At 60.5% G+C, this 16,451-nt stretch carries 17 protein-coding genes; 7 read left to right on the plus strand and 10 right to left on the minus strand.

Annotated elements, in window-relative coordinates:
- Positions 1-44: 44 nt before the first annotated feature.
- On the minus strand, positions 45-1,547 hold the full coding sequence (gene glpK / locus AC13RE_RS05455) for a glycerol kinase GlpK (protein ID WP_488562204.1): 1,503 nt from the start codon (positions 1,545-1,547) through the stop codon (positions 45-47).
- Between the two features lie 221 nt (positions 1,548-1,768).
- Between glpK and AC13RE_RS05460 the strand changes: the two genes are divergently transcribed.
- The 3 genes from AC13RE_RS05460 (at position 1,769) to xdhB (ending at position 6,421) form a co-directional block, all read left to right on the plus strand.
- Positions 1,769-2,545: a 3-hydroxybutyrate dehydrogenase gene (locus tag AC13RE_RS05460; RefSeq protein WP_112334243.1), complete on the plus strand. Its 777-nt coding sequence runs from the start codon at positions 1,769-1,771 to the stop codon at positions 2,543-2,545.
- Between the two features lie 66 nt (positions 2,546-2,611).
- The gene (gene xdhA / locus AC13RE_RS05465; protein ID WP_488562205.1) at positions 2,612-4,081 is read left to right on the plus strand and encodes a xanthine dehydrogenase small subunit; all 1,470 of its coding nucleotides are present in this window, start codon (positions 2,612-2,614) and stop codon (positions 4,079-4,081) included.
- Between the two features lie 3 nt (positions 4,082-4,084).
- Positions 4,085-6,421 carry a xanthine dehydrogenase molybdopterin binding subunit gene (gene xdhB, locus AC13RE_RS05470; RefSeq protein WP_488562206.1) on the plus strand — a complete coding sequence of 779 codons (2,337 nt, stop codon included), beginning with the start codon at positions 4,085-4,087 and terminating at the stop codon, positions 6,419-6,421.
- Between the two features lie 18 nt (positions 6,422-6,439).
- On the opposite strand, the gene AC13RE_RS05475 is transcribed toward xdhB, so the two are convergent.
- Complete coding sequence (locus AC13RE_RS05475) at positions 6,440-6,664, minus strand: hypothetical protein (protein WP_488562207.1); 225 nt, start codon at positions 6,662-6,664, stop codon at positions 6,440-6,442.
- An 81-nt stretch (positions 6,665-6,745) separates the two neighbouring features.
- Here AC13RE_RS05475 and AC13RE_RS05480 point away from each other — a divergent pair, with 81 nt between their 5' ends.
- The gene (locus AC13RE_RS05480) at positions 6,746-7,663 is read left to right on the plus strand and encodes a LysR substrate-binding domain-containing protein (RefSeq protein WP_488486225.1); all 918 of its coding nucleotides are present in this window, start codon (positions 6,746-6,748) and stop codon (positions 7,661-7,663) included.
- Between the two features lie 3 nt (positions 7,664-7,666).
- On the opposite strand, the gene AC13RE_RS05485 is transcribed toward AC13RE_RS05480, so the two are convergent.
- A complete protein-coding gene (locus tag AC13RE_RS05485; RefSeq protein ID WP_132717222.1) occupies positions 7,667-8,002 on the minus strand; it encodes a hypothetical protein in 336 nt (111 codons plus the stop codon).
- A gap of 216 nt (positions 8,003-8,218) precedes the next feature.
- On the opposite strand from AC13RE_RS05485, the gene puuD reads away from it, so the two are divergent.
- The 3 genes from puuD to AC13RE_RS05500 are packed head-to-tail and all read left to right on the plus strand — an operon-like array spanning position 8,219 to position 11,948.
- A complete protein-coding gene (gene puuD, locus AC13RE_RS05490) occupies positions 8,219-9,457 on the plus strand; it encodes a urate hydroxylase PuuD (protein ID WP_488562208.1) in 1,239 nt (412 codons plus the stop codon).
- Positions 9,454-10,761, plus strand: a complete 1,308-nt coding sequence (gene guaD / locus AC13RE_RS05495) for a guanine deaminase (RefSeq protein ID WP_488562209.1) — start codon at positions 9,454-9,456, stop codon at positions 10,759-10,761. The genes puuD and guaD overlap by 4 nt, the downstream gene beginning before the upstream one ends.
- Positions 10,762-10,808: 47 nt before the next feature.
- Positions 10,809-11,948 (plus strand): alpha-hydroxy acid oxidase, encoded by a 1,140-nt coding sequence (locus AC13RE_RS05500; protein WP_488562210.1) that lies wholly within the window; start codon positions 10,809-10,811, stop codon positions 11,946-11,948.
- Here AC13RE_RS05500 and AC13RE_RS05505 read toward each other — a convergent pair.
- The 7 genes from AC13RE_RS05505 to AC13RE_RS05535 form a co-directional block, all read right to left on the minus strand.
- Positions 11,945-12,685 (minus strand): metallophosphoesterase family protein, encoded by a 741-nt coding sequence (locus AC13RE_RS05505; protein ID WP_488562211.1) that lies wholly within the window; start codon positions 12,683-12,685, stop codon positions 11,945-11,947. The two genes, AC13RE_RS05500 and AC13RE_RS05505, sit on opposite strands and share 4 nt — an antisense overlap.
- Before the next feature lie 3 nt (positions 12,686-12,688).
- Positions 12,689-13,045 carry a hydroxyisourate hydrolase gene (gene uraH / locus AC13RE_RS05510; protein ID WP_488486230.1) on the minus strand — a complete coding sequence of 119 codons (357 nt, stop codon included), beginning with the start codon at positions 13,043-13,045 and terminating at the stop codon, positions 12,689-12,691.
- Complete coding sequence (locus AC13RE_RS05515; protein ID WP_488562212.1) at positions 13,042-13,542, minus strand: ureidoglycolate lyase; 501 nt, start codon at positions 13,540-13,542, stop codon at positions 13,042-13,044. Before AC13RE_RS05515 ends, uraH begins: the two co-directional genes overlap by 4 nt.
- Positions 13,543-13,549: 7 nt before the next feature.
- Positions 13,550-13,912 carry a HepT-like ribonuclease domain-containing protein gene (locus AC13RE_RS05520; protein WP_488562213.1) on the minus strand — a complete coding sequence of 121 codons (363 nt, stop codon included), beginning with the start codon at positions 13,910-13,912 and terminating at the stop codon, positions 13,550-13,552.
- A gap of 229 nt (positions 13,913-14,141) precedes the next feature.
- Complete coding sequence (gene uraD / locus AC13RE_RS05525; protein WP_488562214.1) at positions 14,142-14,639, minus strand: 2-oxo-4-hydroxy-4-carboxy-5-ureidoimidazoline decarboxylase; 498 nt, start codon at positions 14,637-14,639, stop codon at positions 14,142-14,144.
- Between the two features lies 1 nt (position 14,640).
- Positions 14,641-15,564: an allantoinase PuuE gene (puuE, locus tag AC13RE_RS05530; RefSeq protein ID WP_112411554.1), complete on the minus strand. Its 924-nt coding sequence runs from the start codon at positions 15,562-15,564 to the stop codon at positions 14,641-14,643.
- 118 nt (positions 15,565-15,682) lie between these two features.
- Positions 15,683-16,390, minus strand: coding sequence for a DUF1045 domain-containing protein (locus AC13RE_RS05535; RefSeq protein ID WP_112334229.1), 708 nt, complete (start codon positions 16,388-16,390; stop codon positions 15,683-15,685).
- Between the last annotated feature and the right edge of the window lie 61 nt (positions 16,391-16,451).

A 16,451-nucleotide genomic window follows, 5' to 3' on the forward strand; every position in this document is an offset into this window, starting at 1 on the left:
ATCTTACACGACATAACCTGGGGTGAGCAGCCGATGAGGGCCGATCACCCTTGCCGTGTACTCAAGGTACGCGAGACGGCGTTCTTCCAGCCTTTGAGCTTCGCGTTTCGGGTCTTGTTATCCATGCCGGGCTCAAAACGCTTATCGCGTGCCCAGGCTTTGGCAAAACCGGCACGATCCGGCCAGACGCCGGCGCGACTACCAGCAAGCCAGGCGGCGCCCAGCGCGGTCGTCTCGAGGATCGTCGGGCGATCGACCGGTGCGTCCAGCAGATCGGCAAGCCGCTGCATGGTCCAGTCAGAGGCGACCATGCCACCGTCGACGCGCAATACTGTCCCTTGCCCGTTGCCGTTGCGCCAATCCCTATGCATGGCATCCAGGAGATCGCGAGACTGGTAGCAGACAGCCTCCAGCGCCGCCCGGACGATTTCCTCAGGTCCGGTATTGCGCGTAAGGCCGAAGATCGCGCCGCGTGCATCCGGGTCCCAATGCGGTGCGCCGAGGCCGGTGAAAGCCGGCACCAGATAGACCTCCTGCAGCGGATCGGCCTTGGCCGCCAGCTCGCCGGAATCCGAAGCGCGCTGGATGGCTTTCAGGCCGTCCCGCAGCCACTGTACCGCAGCGCCGGCGATGAAGATCGAGCCTTCGAGGGCATAGGTCGTCTCGCCATTCAGCCGATAGGCGATGGTGGTCAAAAGGCGGTTTTTCGACCGCACCATGTCCGCGCCGGTGTTGAGCAGCGCGAAGCAGCCGGTGCCATAGGTGGATTTCATCATGCCGCGTTCGAAGCAAGCCTGGCCGATCGTCGCCGCCTGCTGATCGCCGGCAACGCCGAGGATTGGGATGTCCGCGCCGAAATGCGTGGCCTCCGTGACGCCGAAATCGGCGGCACAATCCTTCACTTCAGGCAGCATGGCAGCGGGAACGCGCAGGATATCGAGCAGCTCCTCGTCCCATTCGTTCGCGCCGATATTGTACATCAGCGTCCGCGAGGCATTGGTCGCATCGGTGGCGAAGCTCTTGCCGCCAGTCAGACGCCAGATCAGGAAAGTATCGACGGTGCCGAAGCAGAGCGCACCCTTGGCGGCGCGGGCACGCGCGCCCTTCACGTTGGAGAGCAGCCAGGACAGTTTGGTGCCGGAAAAATAGGGATCGAGCAGCAGGCCGGTACGGCGGGTAAAGAGCTTTTCCAGGTCCTGACGCTTCAGTTTCTCACAATAGCTCGCCGTGCGGCGGTCCTGCCAGACGATGGCGTTGTGGATTGGCTTGCCCGTCTCGCGATCCCAGACGACCACAGTCTCGCGCTGGTTGGTAATGCCGAGGGCTGCAATATCCTTGGCGGTGACGCCGGCAGCCTCGATCGCCTTGCGGACGGTGACGAGGACAGAGGACCAGATTTCTTCCGGATCGTGCTCCACCCAGCCGGGCTTCGGATAATGCTGGGTGAATTCCTTCTGTCCGACGCCGGCAACCTTCATCTTGCCGTCGAAAACGATAGCCCGCGTCGACGTCGTTCCCTGATCGATCGCCAAGACATAACCGCTCATGCATTCCTCCCGCCTGTTGCGTCCTGAAGCAACAGATACGCGAGCAAAACGAATGTGAAAAGAAAGCAAAACGAAATTTTTCGCTGAAATATGCGCTTTCCCGTTCACGGCATCGTGGCCAAAGGGCTGGCAGCATTCCGATTGCCATATCCGCGGGTTTGGGACTAGGCTGAAACGGTTTTGCACTGCAGCAGGAAGCTGCGCTGTCCAAGGAGAAGATCATGGCAAGAACAGTTGTCGTCACCGGTTCCACCAGTGGTATCGGCCTCGCCATCGCGGCCGCCTTCGCCGCCAAGGGTGATAACGTCGTCATCAACGGCTTCGGAAAGCCGGAGGAGATCGATGCGATCAAGACGAAGCTGGAAGCCTCCGGCGGCGGCAAGGTGATCTATCATCCGGCCGACATGACGAAGCCCGCCGAGATCGCCGATCTGATCGCGACCGCCAACTCTACCTTCGGCAGCGTCGATGTTCTCGTCAACAATGCCGGCATCCAGCATGTCGAGAAAATCGAGGATTTCCCGATCGAGAAATGGGATCAGATCATCGCGATCAATCTCTCCAGCTCCTTCCACACCATCCGCGCCGCGATCCCGCTGATGAAGGCGAAGAAATACGGGCGGATCATCAACATCGCCTCGGCGCATGGCTTGGTCGCCTCGCCCTTCAAATCCGCCTATGTCGCGGCAAAACATGGTATATTAGGCCTGACCAAGACGGCAGCGCTCGAGCTTGCCGAATTCGGCGTGACGGTAAACGCCATTTGCCCCGGTTACGTCCTGACCCCGCTTGTCGAAAAGCAGATCCCGGATACGGCCAAGGCACGCGGCATGACCGAGGAGCAGGTCAAGAACGAAGTCATCCTCAAGGCCCAGCCGACGCACGAGTTCGTCAAGGCCGAGGAGATCGGCGCCCTGTCGCTCTACCTAGCAAGCGACGAGGCACGCCAGGTGACCGGCACACACGTCTCGATTGACGGTGGCTGGACCGCGGAATAACCATTTGCTGTTAGGGCCGGATTCGTTTGCGCATCCGGCCCGGCCAATAGATAAGACGGGAACGACATGAGCGACAGCATCCGCTTTATCCTCAACGGCGAGGATATCATTCTATCCAGCCTGCGCCCCACCGAGACGCTGCTCGACTTCTTGCGTCTCAACCGGCGGCTGACGGGAACGAAGGAAGGATGCGCGGAGGGCGATTGCGGCGCCTGCACGGTGCTGGTGGGCCGGCTGATCGATGGCGGGCTGTACTATGAATCCGTCAATGCCTGCATCCGCTTCGTCGGCTCGCTGCATGCGACCCACGTCGTCACTGTCGAGCATCTTGCAGCTCAGAACGGCACGCTTCACCCTGTGCAGCAGGCGCTGGTCGATTGCCACGGCTCGCAATGCGGTTTCTGCACGCCGGGCTTCGTCATGTCGCTCTATGGCCTCTGGCTGATGACGGAAAAGCCGAGCCGGGCGCAGATCGAAAAGTCGCTGCAGGGCAATCTCTGTCGATGCACGGGCTACGAGCCGATCGTCAAGGCGGCCGAACAGGTCAGCCAGAAGCGGCCGAGCGCACTCTTCGATCCGCTCGAAAAAACCAGGGCCGATATCATCGCCCGCCTCTGGGCCATGCAGGGCGGCGACACCATCGAGATTTCCGAGGGCGACGATCGCCTCATCGTGCCCGGTTCAGTATCGGCACTGGCGCAGGTGCTTGCCGACGAGCCGACGGCGACCGTCGTTGCCGGCTCGACCGATGTCGGCCTCTGGGTCACCAAGCAGATGCGCCGGCTGAACCCGGTCGTCTTCATCAACCATCTCACCGATCTGCAGAAAATTACCCTTGAAGATGCAGGCCTGACCATCGGCGCCGGCGTCACCTACAGCCGCGCCTTTGCTGTTATCGCCGAAAAGATCCCCGCCTTTGCCAACCTCATCAACCGTATCGGCGGCGAGCAGGTGCGCAACATGGGCACGATCGGCGGCAATATCGCCAACGGCTCGCCAATCGGCGACACGCCGCCGCCGCTGATCGCCCTTGGCGCAACAGTTAGGCTGCGTTCGACGGCGGGGGCGCGCAGCCTGCCGCTCGAAGATTTTTTCATCGATTACGGCAAGCAGGACCGCAATCCCGGCGAATTCGTCGAGAGCATTTTCGTGCCCTATCCGGCCAAGGATGCGCATTTCGCCGTCTACAAGATCTCTAAGCGCCGTGACGAGGATATTTCGGCCGCCTGCGGCGCCTTCCATCTGTCACTGGACGCCGCTGGCAATGTAGCAGATATCGGCATCGCCTTTGGCGGCATGGCCGGTACGCCGAAGCGCGCCCGCACCGTCGAGGCGGAATTGATCGGCAAGCCGTGGACGGAAGCAACCGTTATGGCCGCACGCGACGCCTTCGACGCCGATTACACGCCGCTCACCGATTGGCGCGCCTCGGCCGAATACCGACAACTGACCGCCAAGAACCTCCTCATCCGGTTCTATCTGGAAACATCGGGTGCGCCGCAGGAATTGAAGCGTTTCGCGACGGCGGAGGCCTGAGCCATGGACAAATCCACCTTCGAAGAGCGCAAGGTCATCAACGGCTCGATCCATGGCTCGCTGCGTCATGATTCCGCGCATAAGCACGTGACCGGAGCCGCCGATTATATCGACGACATTCCCGAACCCGCTGACCTGCTGCACGGCGCGCTCGGCCTCTCCGACCGCGCCCATGCCGAGATCGCCGGCATCGATCTCTCGGCCGTCAAAGCCTATCCGGGCGTCGTTTGGGTCTTCACGGGCGCCGATATTCCCGGCGTTAACGATACCAGCTCCAACGGCATGCATGACGAACCGCTGCTTGCCGAAACCAAGGTGGAATTCCACGGACAGCCGATCTTCGCTGTCATCGCCGAGACCCGCGATGCCGCCCGGCGTGCCGCCCGCCTCGCCAAGATCGACTATCGCGACCTGCCGCATTGGAGCGATATCGACGGTGCGCTCGCCAATGGCGCACCGCTCGTCTACGAACCGATGACGCTGAAGCGCGGCGAACCCGAAACCGAAATGGCGAACGCCAAGCATCGCATCAAGGCGCAGATGCGCATCGGCGGTCAGGAGCACTTCTATCTCGAAAGCCATATCGCCATGGCGATCCCCGGCGAAGACGATGAGGTTGCAGTCTGGTCGTCGACGCAGCATCCGAGCGAAATCCAGCACATCGTCGGTCATGTCCTGGGCATCCCGTCCAACGCCGTGACCGTCAATGTACGCCGCATGGGCGGCGGCTTCGGCGGCAAGGAAACGCAGGGCAACCAGTTCGCGGCGCTGGCCGCAGTCGCAGCCAAGAAACTCGGCTGCGCCGTGAAATTCCGGCCCGACCGCGATGAGGACATAAGCGCCACCGGCAAGCGGCACGATTTCCTGGTGGACTACGAAGTCGGTTTCGACGACGAAGGCCGCATCCACGCCGTCGACGCCACCTATGCCGCACGCTGCGGCTTCTCCTCCGATCTTTCCGGCCCGGTGACAGATCGCGCGCTGTTCCATGCGGATTCCAGCTATTTCTACCCGCATGTCCATCTGGTCTCGAAGCCGCTGAAGACGCATACCGTCTCCAATACCGCCTTCCGCGGCTTCGGCGGCCCGCAAGGGATGGTTGGCGGCGAGCGCATGATCGAGGAGATCGCCTATGCGCTCGGCAAGGACCCGCTCGAAATCCGACGCGCCAATTTCTACGGCCAGCCGGGCTCGGGCCGGACGCTGACCCCTTATCATCAGGAGGTGACGGACAACATCGTCAACCGCGTCGTCGACGAGCTCGAACAGAGTTCCGATTATCAGGCGCGGCGCAAGGCCATCATCGAATTCAACCGTTCCAGCCGCTTCATCCGCAAGGGCATCGCGCTGACGCCGGTGAAATTCGGCATCTCCTTCACCATGACCGCCTTCAACCAGGCGGGCGCGCTGGTGCACATCTATCAGGATGGTTCCATCCATCTGAACCACGGCGGCACCGAAATGGGCCAGGGCCTCTATACGAAGGTGGCGCAAGTTCTGGCCGATAGCTTCCAGGTCGATATCGACCGCGTGAAGATCACCGCGACGACTACAGGCAAGGTGCCGAATACATCGGCGACGGCGGCCTCCTCCGGCTCCGACCTGAACGGCATGGCAGCCTATGACGCTGCCCGGCAGATCAAGGAAAGGCTCGTGGCCTTCGCAGCCGAAAAATGGGGTGTCGGCGAAGAGGAGGTACGGTTTCTGCCAAACCGCGTGCGTGTCGGCGAAGAGGAAATCCCCTTCCCCGATTTCGTCAAGCAGGCCTATTTCGCCCGCATCCAGCTCTCGGCTGCCGGCTTTTACAAGACGCCGAAGATCCATTGGGATCGCAAGGCCGGCCGCGGCACGCCCTTCTACTACTTCTCCTATGGCGCTGCCTGCTCGGAAGTGTCGATCGATACGTTGACGGGCGAATATCTGATTGACCGCGCCGATGTCCTTCATGACGTCGGTCGCTCCCTCAACCCTGCGATCGATATCGGCCAAGTCGAAGGTGCCTTCGTGCAGGGCATGGGCTGGCTGACGACGGAGGAGCTCTGGTGGGATGCGAAGGGCCGGCTGCGCACCCACGCACCGTCCACCTACAAGATCCCGCTCGCTTCCGACCGTCCGAAGATTTTCAATGTGCGGCTGGCGGAGTGGTCCGAAAACACCGAGGCCACTATCGGCCGCTCGAAGGCCGTGGGCGAGCCGCCCTTCATGCTCAGCATATCTGTGTTGGAGGCACTATCGATGGCGGTCGCCAGCGTCGCGGATTATCGCGTCTGCCCGCGCCTCGATGCGCCGGCAACACCGGAACGGGTGCTCATGGCAGTCGAGCGGCTGAAGGAGATGTGATTGTCCTTCTCTGGGCTTTCACTCCCTACCACCTACAGCAGTCGGCAGTCGGCAGTCTTCATAACGTGGCTCCCGCCCATCAAGAAATCCAAGGTCCCGCTTCAGGCGATCCGGCATCTCATCGAGATCGAGATGCGGCGACGGCTCCGCGTGGCTGACGAAGGCCTGCGTCACCGATTCCAGAAGACGAGCCAGAATCCTTGGCCTTGCGGTTTCCACCTGTTCCACGACATAGCAATCCATGACGATACCTCAGTCAGATCAATGATATGAATTGCAGTCTGGCGCGAAAAATGCTGAAATTCCAATCGAACTATCGTCTGCATGCATAAAGAGAACTTATCCATGAAATTGTCCATGCGCTTTCCGCTGAATGCGCTCCGCGTCTTTGAGGCCGCCGCCCGGCATGGCAGTTTCACGCGGGCCGGCGAAGAGCTTGGCATGACGCAGACGGCGGTCAGCTATCAGATCAAGCTGCTGGAAGAGACTTTGGGCGAGCCGCTATTCCTGCGCCGCCCGCGGCAGATCCTGTTGACCAAGGCCGGAGAGCAGCTTGCACCGAAAGTGTCGGAAGCCTTTGCCATGCTGCAGGAGGCCATGACTTCGATCAGAGGCGAAGTCGAAACGACGCTATGCATCCATTCGACCCCCACCTTCGCCTCGCAATGGCTGGCCCGTCACCTCGGTTCGTTTCAGCTGAAGCATCCCAATATCGCCGTCCGGCTGGATACCTCGGGCTCGATCATAGACTTCGCCCGGGAGTCAGCCGACATCGCCATCCGCACCGGCCGTGGCCAGTGGCCCGGCCTACGCTCGCACCTCCTGATGAAGGTCTATTTTACGCCGATGCTGAGCCCGGCGCTTGCGGAAACGATCGGCGGCGTACATGAACCAGCCGATCTGCTGAAGCTTCGCATCATCGACGCGGGTGACCCATGGTGGGCTCAATGGTTCAAAGAGGCCGGCGTTCCCGATCCCGGCCTTCAGGGCCGGCCGCGAAGCAGATTAGGCGCCCAGTCCTTCGAGGCGAGCGCGGCATTGGCCGGTCAGGGCGTCGCCATCCTGACCCCGGAATTCTATGCGGATGATCTGGCTTCCGGCCGGCTGATCCAGCCTTTCGATATTCTTTCGTCCGACAATACGGACTACTGGATCGCCTATCCGGAAAACAGGCGTCATACGCCGCGAATCCGCGCCTTCAGGGATTGGCTCCTCTGCGAATTCGGCATGCCGCTGGAATAGCGCTCAGTAATCCATGTCGGGCGCATAAAAGCATCGTGGGGTATTCTCGTCCGGAAACAGACAGAGATGATAGGCTCCGTCCGGGGAGCGCATCGTCTTACCCTGCGGCAGATTGAAGATATGCGCGTGCGTTACATAGCGATGGTCGCCAGGATTGAGCGTCACTCGATAGCCGCCGGGTACAATGGTGACAGTACGTGACGGAATCATCTCGCAATCGCCCGTCTTGCTGTCCCCATTGCAGCAATATGGATCATAGGACCAGCCGGAGGGCGCCTCGTGCGCCAGGGCGAAGGCTGCGGGGAGAAGAAAAAATACGAACGCCAGAATACCTCGCATGGGCAATTCTCCGTCGAAAAAATAGACGGCTGCCGCGGACTCGGCCCGCTCCAAGCAGCCAAGAGCATTTTATTAAAAAGCTGCCATAATCTGATCTAATGCGCCCCGGGCGCTAGACAAGGTAGCTGCTTTTTACCGGCACATCAAACACCCCTCTTCCATCCGCTCTCAACATTCTGCAAGGTATCGAGTCGGAGGAAGAAAAAGGGGAACTGAATGTATGAATACGCCATAGCGTGGGAATGGCTGGCCTTTGCCGCCCGCTGGTTCCACGTCATAACCGCCATTGCCTGGATCGGTTCGTCCTTCTACTTCATTGCGCTCGATCTCGGACTGGTGAAGCGCCCGCATCTTCCGCCCGGCGCCTATGGCGAGGAATGGCAGGTTCACGGCGGCGGTTTCTATCACATCCAGAAATATCTCGTGGCTCCCGCGCAGATGCCGGAACACCTGACCTGGTTCAAGTACGAGAGCTATTTCACCTGGCTATCCGGCTTCCTGATGCTGTGCATCGTCTATTACGGCGGCGCCAACCTCTTCCTCATCGACCGGCATGTGCTCGACGTCAGCGTTCCCGTCGCCATCCTGATCTCGCTGGCGTCGCTCGCCATCGGCTGGATCATCTACGATCTGCTCTGTAAGTCGCCGCTCGGCAACAACACCTGGGGGCTGATGATCGTGCTTTATGCCGTCCTGGTCTTCATGGCCTGGGGCTATACGCATCTCTTCACCGGCCGCGCCGCCTTCCTGCATCTCGGTGCTTTTACCGCGACGATCATGTCTGCCAACGTCTTCATGATCATCATTCCCAACCAGAAGATCGTCGTCGCCGACCTCATCGCCGGCCGCACGCCGGACCCGAAATACGGCCGCATTGCCAAGCAGCGCTCACTCCACAACAACTACCTGACGCTGCCCGTCATCTTCTTCATGTTGTCGAACCACTATCCGCTGGCGTTCGGCACGCAGTTCAACTGGATTATCGCAGCGCTGGTGTTCCTGATGGGCGTCACCATCCGTCACTGGTTCAACACCACGCATGCGCGCAAAGGCCGCCCGACCTGGACCTGGATCGTCACGATAGTCCTTTTCATCGTCATCATGTGGCTTTCGACCGTTCCGAAGGTGCTGACCGGCGAGAAGGAAGCCAATGCGATCGCCCCCGCCTTCCAGCAGTTCGCCTCCGATGCGCATTTCCCAGCGGTCAAGCAAATGGTCTCGGCGCGCTGTTCCATGTGCCATGCGGCCGAACCCGTCTATGAGGGGATTGCCCGCCCGCCGAAGGGCGTAACGCTGGAAAATGACGCGGAAATCGCTATGCATGCCCGGGAGATCTATATCCAGGCCGGCCGCAGCCATGCCATGCCGCCCGGCAACGTCACCGACGTCACGCCGGAGGAGCGCAAGCTGCTAGTCGCCTGGTTCGAAAGCTCCATCGGAGAAAAGAGCCAATGACCACCCTTCTGCGCGGCCGCCTGCTTTCCTTCAAGCGCCTGCCGCAAAGTCTCGATGATACCGACAGCTACGCTTATGAAAGCGATGGCGGGCTGCTGATCGAAAACGGCTTGATCGTCGCGACAGGCGCCTATGACGATATCAAGGCACAGGCCCCGAAAGGTGTCGCCGAAATCGACCATCGGCCGCATCTGATCCTGCCCGGCTTCATCGACATGCACCTGCATTTCCCGCAGATGCAGGTAATCGCCTCCTACGCCGCCAACCTCCTGGAATGGCTGAACACCTATACCTTCCCGGAGGAATGCCGCTTCGTCGAAAGCGCACATGCGGAACGTATCGCCAAGCATTTCTATGACGAGATGATCCGCCACGGCACAACGACGGCCGTCGCCTACTGCTCGGTCCATAAAACCTCCGCCGATGCCTATTTTGCCGAAGCCATGCGCCGCAACATGCGCATGGTGGGCGGCAAGGTGATGATGGATCGCCATGCCCCGCAGGGCCTGCTCGATACGCCCGAGATGGGCTACGACGAGACCCGGCAGGTGATATCTGACTGGCACGGCAAGGGCCGCAACCATGTCGCGATCACCCCGCGCTTCGCCATTACCTCCACACCGGCCCAGATGGAGGCGACCGCCGCGCTTGCCCGCGAATTTCCGGATCTGCATATCCAGACGCATCTTTCCGAGAATCACGACGAGATCGCCTTTACCTGCGAGCTCTATCCGGAGGCGATCGACTACACCGATATCTATGCCCGCTACGGACTGCTCGGCCCCAAGAGCCTGTTCGGCCATGCGATCCATCTTTCCGACCGCGAAGCCGATGCGATGAGCGAAGCCGGCGCGGTCGCCGTGCATTGCCCGACCTCGAACCTCTTCCTTGGCTCCGGCCTCTTCCCGCTGAAGGCGCTGGCCCGCCGCGAGAAGCCCGTTCGCATCGGTGTCGCCACCGATATCGGCGGCGGCTCCAGCTATTCCATGCTGCGCACCATGGATGAGGCCTACAAGATCCAGCAGCTGCTCGGCGAGCGCTTGAACCCGTTGGAGAGCTTTTATTACATGACCCGTGGGAATGCCGACTCTCTCTCCCTCGTCGATAAGATCGGCACGCTCGACGCCGGAACCGAAGCCGATCTGATCGTCCTCAACGCCGCCGCGACACCGGCCATGGCGCTGAAGATGGAGGTCACGAAGAGCCTCACCGAAGAGCTGTTTCTGCTGCAGACTATGGGCGACGACCGGGCCATCGTCGAAACCTATGTTGCTGGAAAGCCGATGAAATCGATCCTGCAATGAGGCAATCCGAACCCGCCTCCATGTAACCGTCCAGAAGGCAAAGAGCCATGACCGCGCCGCTTACCATCGCCGAATTGAAGACGCTTGCTCAGCGGCGTGTACCGAAAATGTTCTTCCAATATGCCGATTCCGGTTCGTGGACGGAATCGACCTACCGGGCAAACGAGGCTGATTTCGCCAAGATCAAGCTACGCCAGCGCGTCCTCGTCGACATGTCGAACCGGTCGCTGGCAACCACCATGGTCGGCCAGAAGGCCTCGATGCCGGTGGCGCTGGCGCCGACAGGGATGACCGGCATGCAACATGCGGATGGCGAAATGCTGGCGGCGCGTGCAGCCGAGGAGTTCGGTATTCCCTTCACGCTGTCGACCATGAGCATCTGCTCGATCGAGGATATCGCTTCGGTGACGAAGCAGCCCTTCTGGTTTCAGCTCTACGTCATGAAGGATCGCGATTTCGTCCTGAACCTCATCCAGCGCGCCAAGGCGGCGAAATGCTCGGCGCTGGTGCTGACGGCCGACCTGCAGATCCTCGGGCAGCGCCATAACGATATCCGCAACGGATTGTCGGCACCGCCGAAAATGACAGTGAAAAATCTCTGGCAGATGGCGACGCGGCCGGGCTGGTGCATGGGTATGCTGAAGACCAAGCGCCGCTCCTTCGGCAATATCATCGGCCATGCCAAGGATATTTCCGACATGACGACACTGTCGCACTGGACGCATTCGCAGTTCGACCCCAAGCTCTCCTGGAGCGATGTCGGCTGGATCAAGGAGCAATGGGGTGGCCCGCTGATCATCAAGGGCATTCTCGATGTCGAGGACGCAAAGGCAGCCGTCGATGTCGGCGCCGATGCCATCATCGTCTCCAATCACGGCGGCCGGCAACTTGACGGCGCCCATTCCTCCATCAGCATGCTGCCACGGATTGTCGATGCTGTCGGCGACAAGATCGAGGTGCATATGGATGGCGGCATCCGCTCAGGTCAGGACGTACTCAAGGCCGTAGCACTCGGCGCCAAGGGCACCTTCATCGGCCGCCCCTTCCTCTATGGCCTCGGCGCCATGGGCAAGGAAGGGGTGACGCTCGCACTTGAGATCATCCGCAAGGAGCTGGATATTTCCATGGCACTCTGCGGCAAACGGGATATCAAGGCCGTGGATCGGTCGATTCTGGCTGATTTCTAACGCAGCCAGCCTGTGGCCAGACCGCTCGCCCACTCCTCGCGGCCATTCTGCGCCGCGAGCTTCGCCATCGCCATATGATCGTAGGAGACCTGCCGGAAGACCGGTAGCCAAGTATTCCCGATCTTTTCCAGAATGGCGTAAGAAGCAAAGGGATGACCGGCTTCCACCTTATGAAAATAGGGCAGATCATCGTCGTAGGCGGGGCAGCCGACGCTGCCGGGATTGACGATCAGGCGCCCATCGGAAAGCCTGACGAGACGCGGAATATGGGTATGCCCGCACAGGATCAATGGAAAATCGATGCCGGCAGCCAGCGCCTCGATCTCTTCCAGCGGCTTCAGATAGACCTGACCGTCCGGCGAGACGGATTCGAGCCAATAGACATTGTCATCAGCCGGGGTCGCGTGGCAGAGATAGGCCTCATCCAGATAAACTGTGCTGATCGGTAAGGCGCGCAGCCATTCGAGGTGGCGCTCCGTCAGTTCAGAATGCGCTGCCCGATCTGAAATATGCATCGCCTCGGGCGCCAGTTCGATCAGATGGCGGTCGTGATTGCCGCGCACCGTCGGCGCATTCAATTCCAGCAGCATGTCCGCCGTCTTGCCCGCCGTAAGCGGCCCGCTGAAGCAGTCGCCGAGATTGACGATGTCGGTGATGCCCTGTCTGCGGATATCCGCAAGCACCGCTTCAAGTGCCAGATGATTGCCATGGATGTCCGCAATGGCTGCAAAGCGCATGTCTCAGCTCCCGCGATAGGTGGAATAGCCGTAGGGCGAGATCAGCAGCGGCACGTGGTAATGCGCCGTCGTATCGGCGATGCCGAAGCGGATGGGTACGAGATCGAGGAAAGCCGGCTCCGGCAGCTTGGTGCCAGTGGCACGCAGATAATCCCCGGCCCGAAACAGCAGCTCGTAGGTGCCTGCAACGAAGCTTTCGCCGATGAGAATTGGACCACCATCCACGCGGCCGTCCGAGTTGGTCGTAACCGTCTTCACATGCCTGCGGGCATCGCCCTCGATCCTGAAGAGATCGATCACCAGACCTTCGGCCGGCTTGCCGAGAGCGGTATCGAGCACATGGGTGGTCAGTCCGGTCATAGTGTCGGTGCTCCGATGATGAAGGGCGTGTCGAAGAAGTACTCTTCCAGATTGTTTCCCGGCCCATCGCGATCCACGATAAGGAAATCGCTCGGCTCGTCGAGTGCCATCAAGGGATAATGCCAGACATTGGCCCGGTAATTCACGCCCTGGTCGCCACGCGCCAGGAAAACCTTCGGCCTGCCTGGCTTGCCGCCCTCATCCTCTGCGACGACGACAAGGAACGGACGGCCGTTCAGCGGTACGAAACACTGGCTGCCGAACGGATGGCGCTCCATCATGTCGATCGAGAAGGGAAAGGCACGCGGCTGGCCGCGAAAGAGGTTCAGGATAACCCGAGCGCCCTCTCCGATAGCCTCGGCGCTGGACAAAGCATGAAAACGCTCCGTCGTGCCGCCATTAATGTACCGCATAGTCGCAGGATCGGCCTCGATGACATCGCCGAATGGCGCGAATGCGGCCTTTGTCAAAGAATTGATATCAAGATGCTGTGTCATTGAATGATTATTCGCCTTCCGCTCGCCAGTGGCGAATGGAGTCCAGTTGCAGGAGCAACTCCGGAAGAGATTTGTGAGCGATATCCCACAGGGCCGCCAACTCGATGTCGACATATCCTTGCGCGATCCGATTCCGGAAGTCCTGCATCACATGCCAAGGCAGCTCCGGATGGTCAACGACAAACTCCGGATAGTCCTCGGCAATGCGCGTGGCAACCTCGCCGATCAGCAGAAGATTCATGCCGACGGCGCGCTGTTTCTCGACATTCTTGAAAAAGGCGGCTTGATCGGTTTCGAGGAGGAAATGGCCGGTTTCGGATGCAGCCTGCTGCATGCGTTCGAGGCAGGTAACCAGTCGATCCAAGCTCATGCTGGCTTTCCTCCGCCAGCAATACCCGATTCCGGTGCGATGGCGCGCCTCTTGGCGTCACCAATCATCCATCCGCTTCTATCTCTATCCAATGCTTTTCGTGGCCCCATGGCTCAGTATCCTGCCAAGCGGATACTAAGCCATGAGTAGACCGAAAAATAGCGCGTACCTCAACGGGAAATCAGCCCAGGGACATGATCAGGAAGGATCTCGGTCCTGAGACCAAGCGTCAGGCTTCAGGCAGCATGGATTGCAGACGCAGCAAGGCGATCTTTTCGACCTGCGCCGCCGCAGTCGAGAGTTCCGCATCCCTGCTATTGTCTATCCGCGTCTCGAAGGCGGCAAGAATATCGTCCTTGCCGAGCCCCTTCACTGCGATGATGAAGGGGAAGTCGAATTTCGTCACATAGGCGGCATTGAGTTCGGTAAACCGGGCGTGCTCCTCGGGGCTCAGCCGGTCGAGCCCGGCACCGGCCTGCTCCTTGCGGCTATCCTCGGTCAGCTGGCCGGCAATCGCCAGCCGCCCAGCGAGATCGGGGTGTGCCCGCAGCACGCCAAGCCGCTCCGCCTCGCTGGCGGCGCGGAAGACCCGCACCAGCGCGGCATGCACGCCGCCGGAGGTCAATGGCTCAGCAATGGCACCGTGATCGTAAGCGCGCTCGGCAACGAAAGGCGAATGTTCGAAGACACCGCCGAAGCGGTCGACAAAATCATCCCTCGAGATCATATCAGCGCGCGCCCCCGGGAAGGTGATTTTCATACCAGTGGTTGGCGATCTCGATGCGCTTGGGGATCCAGACCTTGTCGTGCTTCTGGACATATTCGATGAACCGGCGCAGGGCCGCGGCGCGACCGGGGCGGCCGACGAGGCGGCAATGCAGACCGACGGACATCATCTTCGGGCTGCCATGCTTGCCCTCTTCATAGAGTGTGTCGAAGGCATCCTTGAGATAGGTGAAGAACTGGTCACCGGAATTGAAGCCCTGCGGCGTCGCAAAGCGCATATCGTTGGTTTCGAGCGTATAGGGGATGATCAGGAACGGCTTGCCGTTCAGACCATCGACCCAGAAGGGCAGATCGTCGGCATAGGAATCGGAGGAATAGAGGAAACCGCCCTCCTCCATGACGAGCCGCAGCGTATTGTCGGACGGCTTGCCCTGGTACATGCCGTAGGGCCGCTCGCCGGTGAGTTCGGTATGCAGCCGCACGGCTTCGAGAATGTGCTTGCGCTCCAGATCCTCGGAGAAATCCTTGTATTCCAGCCAGCGATAGCCGTGGCTGGCGATTTCCCAGCCGGCTTCCTTCATCGCGGCAACCGCTTCTGGATTGCGCGCCATGGCCAGCGTCACGCCATAGACCGTCGCCTGAACCTTGAGTTCGGTGAACATGCGCCACAGCCGCCAGAAGCCAGCGCGCGAACCGTATTCGTAGATCGATTCCATATTGAGATTGCGCTGGTTCGGCCAGGAGGCCGCGCCAACGATCTCGGACAGCAGGTTTTCCGACCCAGGATCACCGTCGAGAATGCAGCTTTCCCCGCCCTCTTCATAATTGATCACAAACTGCACCGCGATGCGGGCATCGCCAGGCCATTTCGGATCCGGCGTGTGGCGGCCGTAGCCGATGAGATTACGGGGATAGATTTCCGACATTGGATGCACCTTCTCTGATCGAGGAACGGTAGCATCCACGCCGCGAAAGTCGAGACGGAAAGTGGGAAAATCACTTTCGCTTCAAAGCGAGGTATTGGCGTGAACGCCATCCGCTAATCTAGGCGATCTTGCGGGCGCTGACCTTTCCCATAGGATGCAGCGAGTGCACCCGGAAGGGGCCGCCGGCGCCTTCTTCCATCATGAGCGCGATGTTGGAAACGGGGATGGGCGCAGCCAAGGCAGGCTCGAAGAAATCGCGCAGCGCACGCTCGATGCGCGCCATGTCGGCGGGGCTTACCGTACCTGTCAGCATCATCTGGAAACGGAACTCGTCCATGACGTGCGGATGCCCCCAGCGATGCAGATTGGCAAATTGCGTCGCCGACAGGCCATCCGGATCGATGCGCTCTATTTCGGCTTCGCTCAAAGGAGCCCGGTATTGATCGAAGGTCTGCACCAGCGATGCCGCCAGGAAATGCATCTGCTGACTTGGCGCGGAGGGAACGAGGCCCAGCGCGCCGCCGAGCCGCGCGACTTCAAGCCTCGGGATTTCGAAGGGCGCGACCGTGCCCGAGAACCGCATCAGATCGCGCAGCAGCCCCGCCTCGGACATATCCTCGGCCAACCGGAACGGCGCCTTTAAAATTCCCATGAAGCCATAGCGGCGCGGAACCGCGGTGTAGAAGGCGATCTCATGGATACCAAGCCCACGGACCGCCGGCGGATCGACCATCTCGCCGGAATAGACGTTACGGCCGAGCCAATTCGCCGCCACAAGCGTCAGCGGATCGCTCGCAGACGGTGTGAAGCAAATGGCATACCGCATAAAATTCCTCCAGGGCGTAACGTCAGGCAGACCGAACCGGCACCGATGGCCAAGGAGATAG

The sequence above is a fragment of the Martinezella sp. CNPSo 3959 genome (assembly GCF_057784355.1).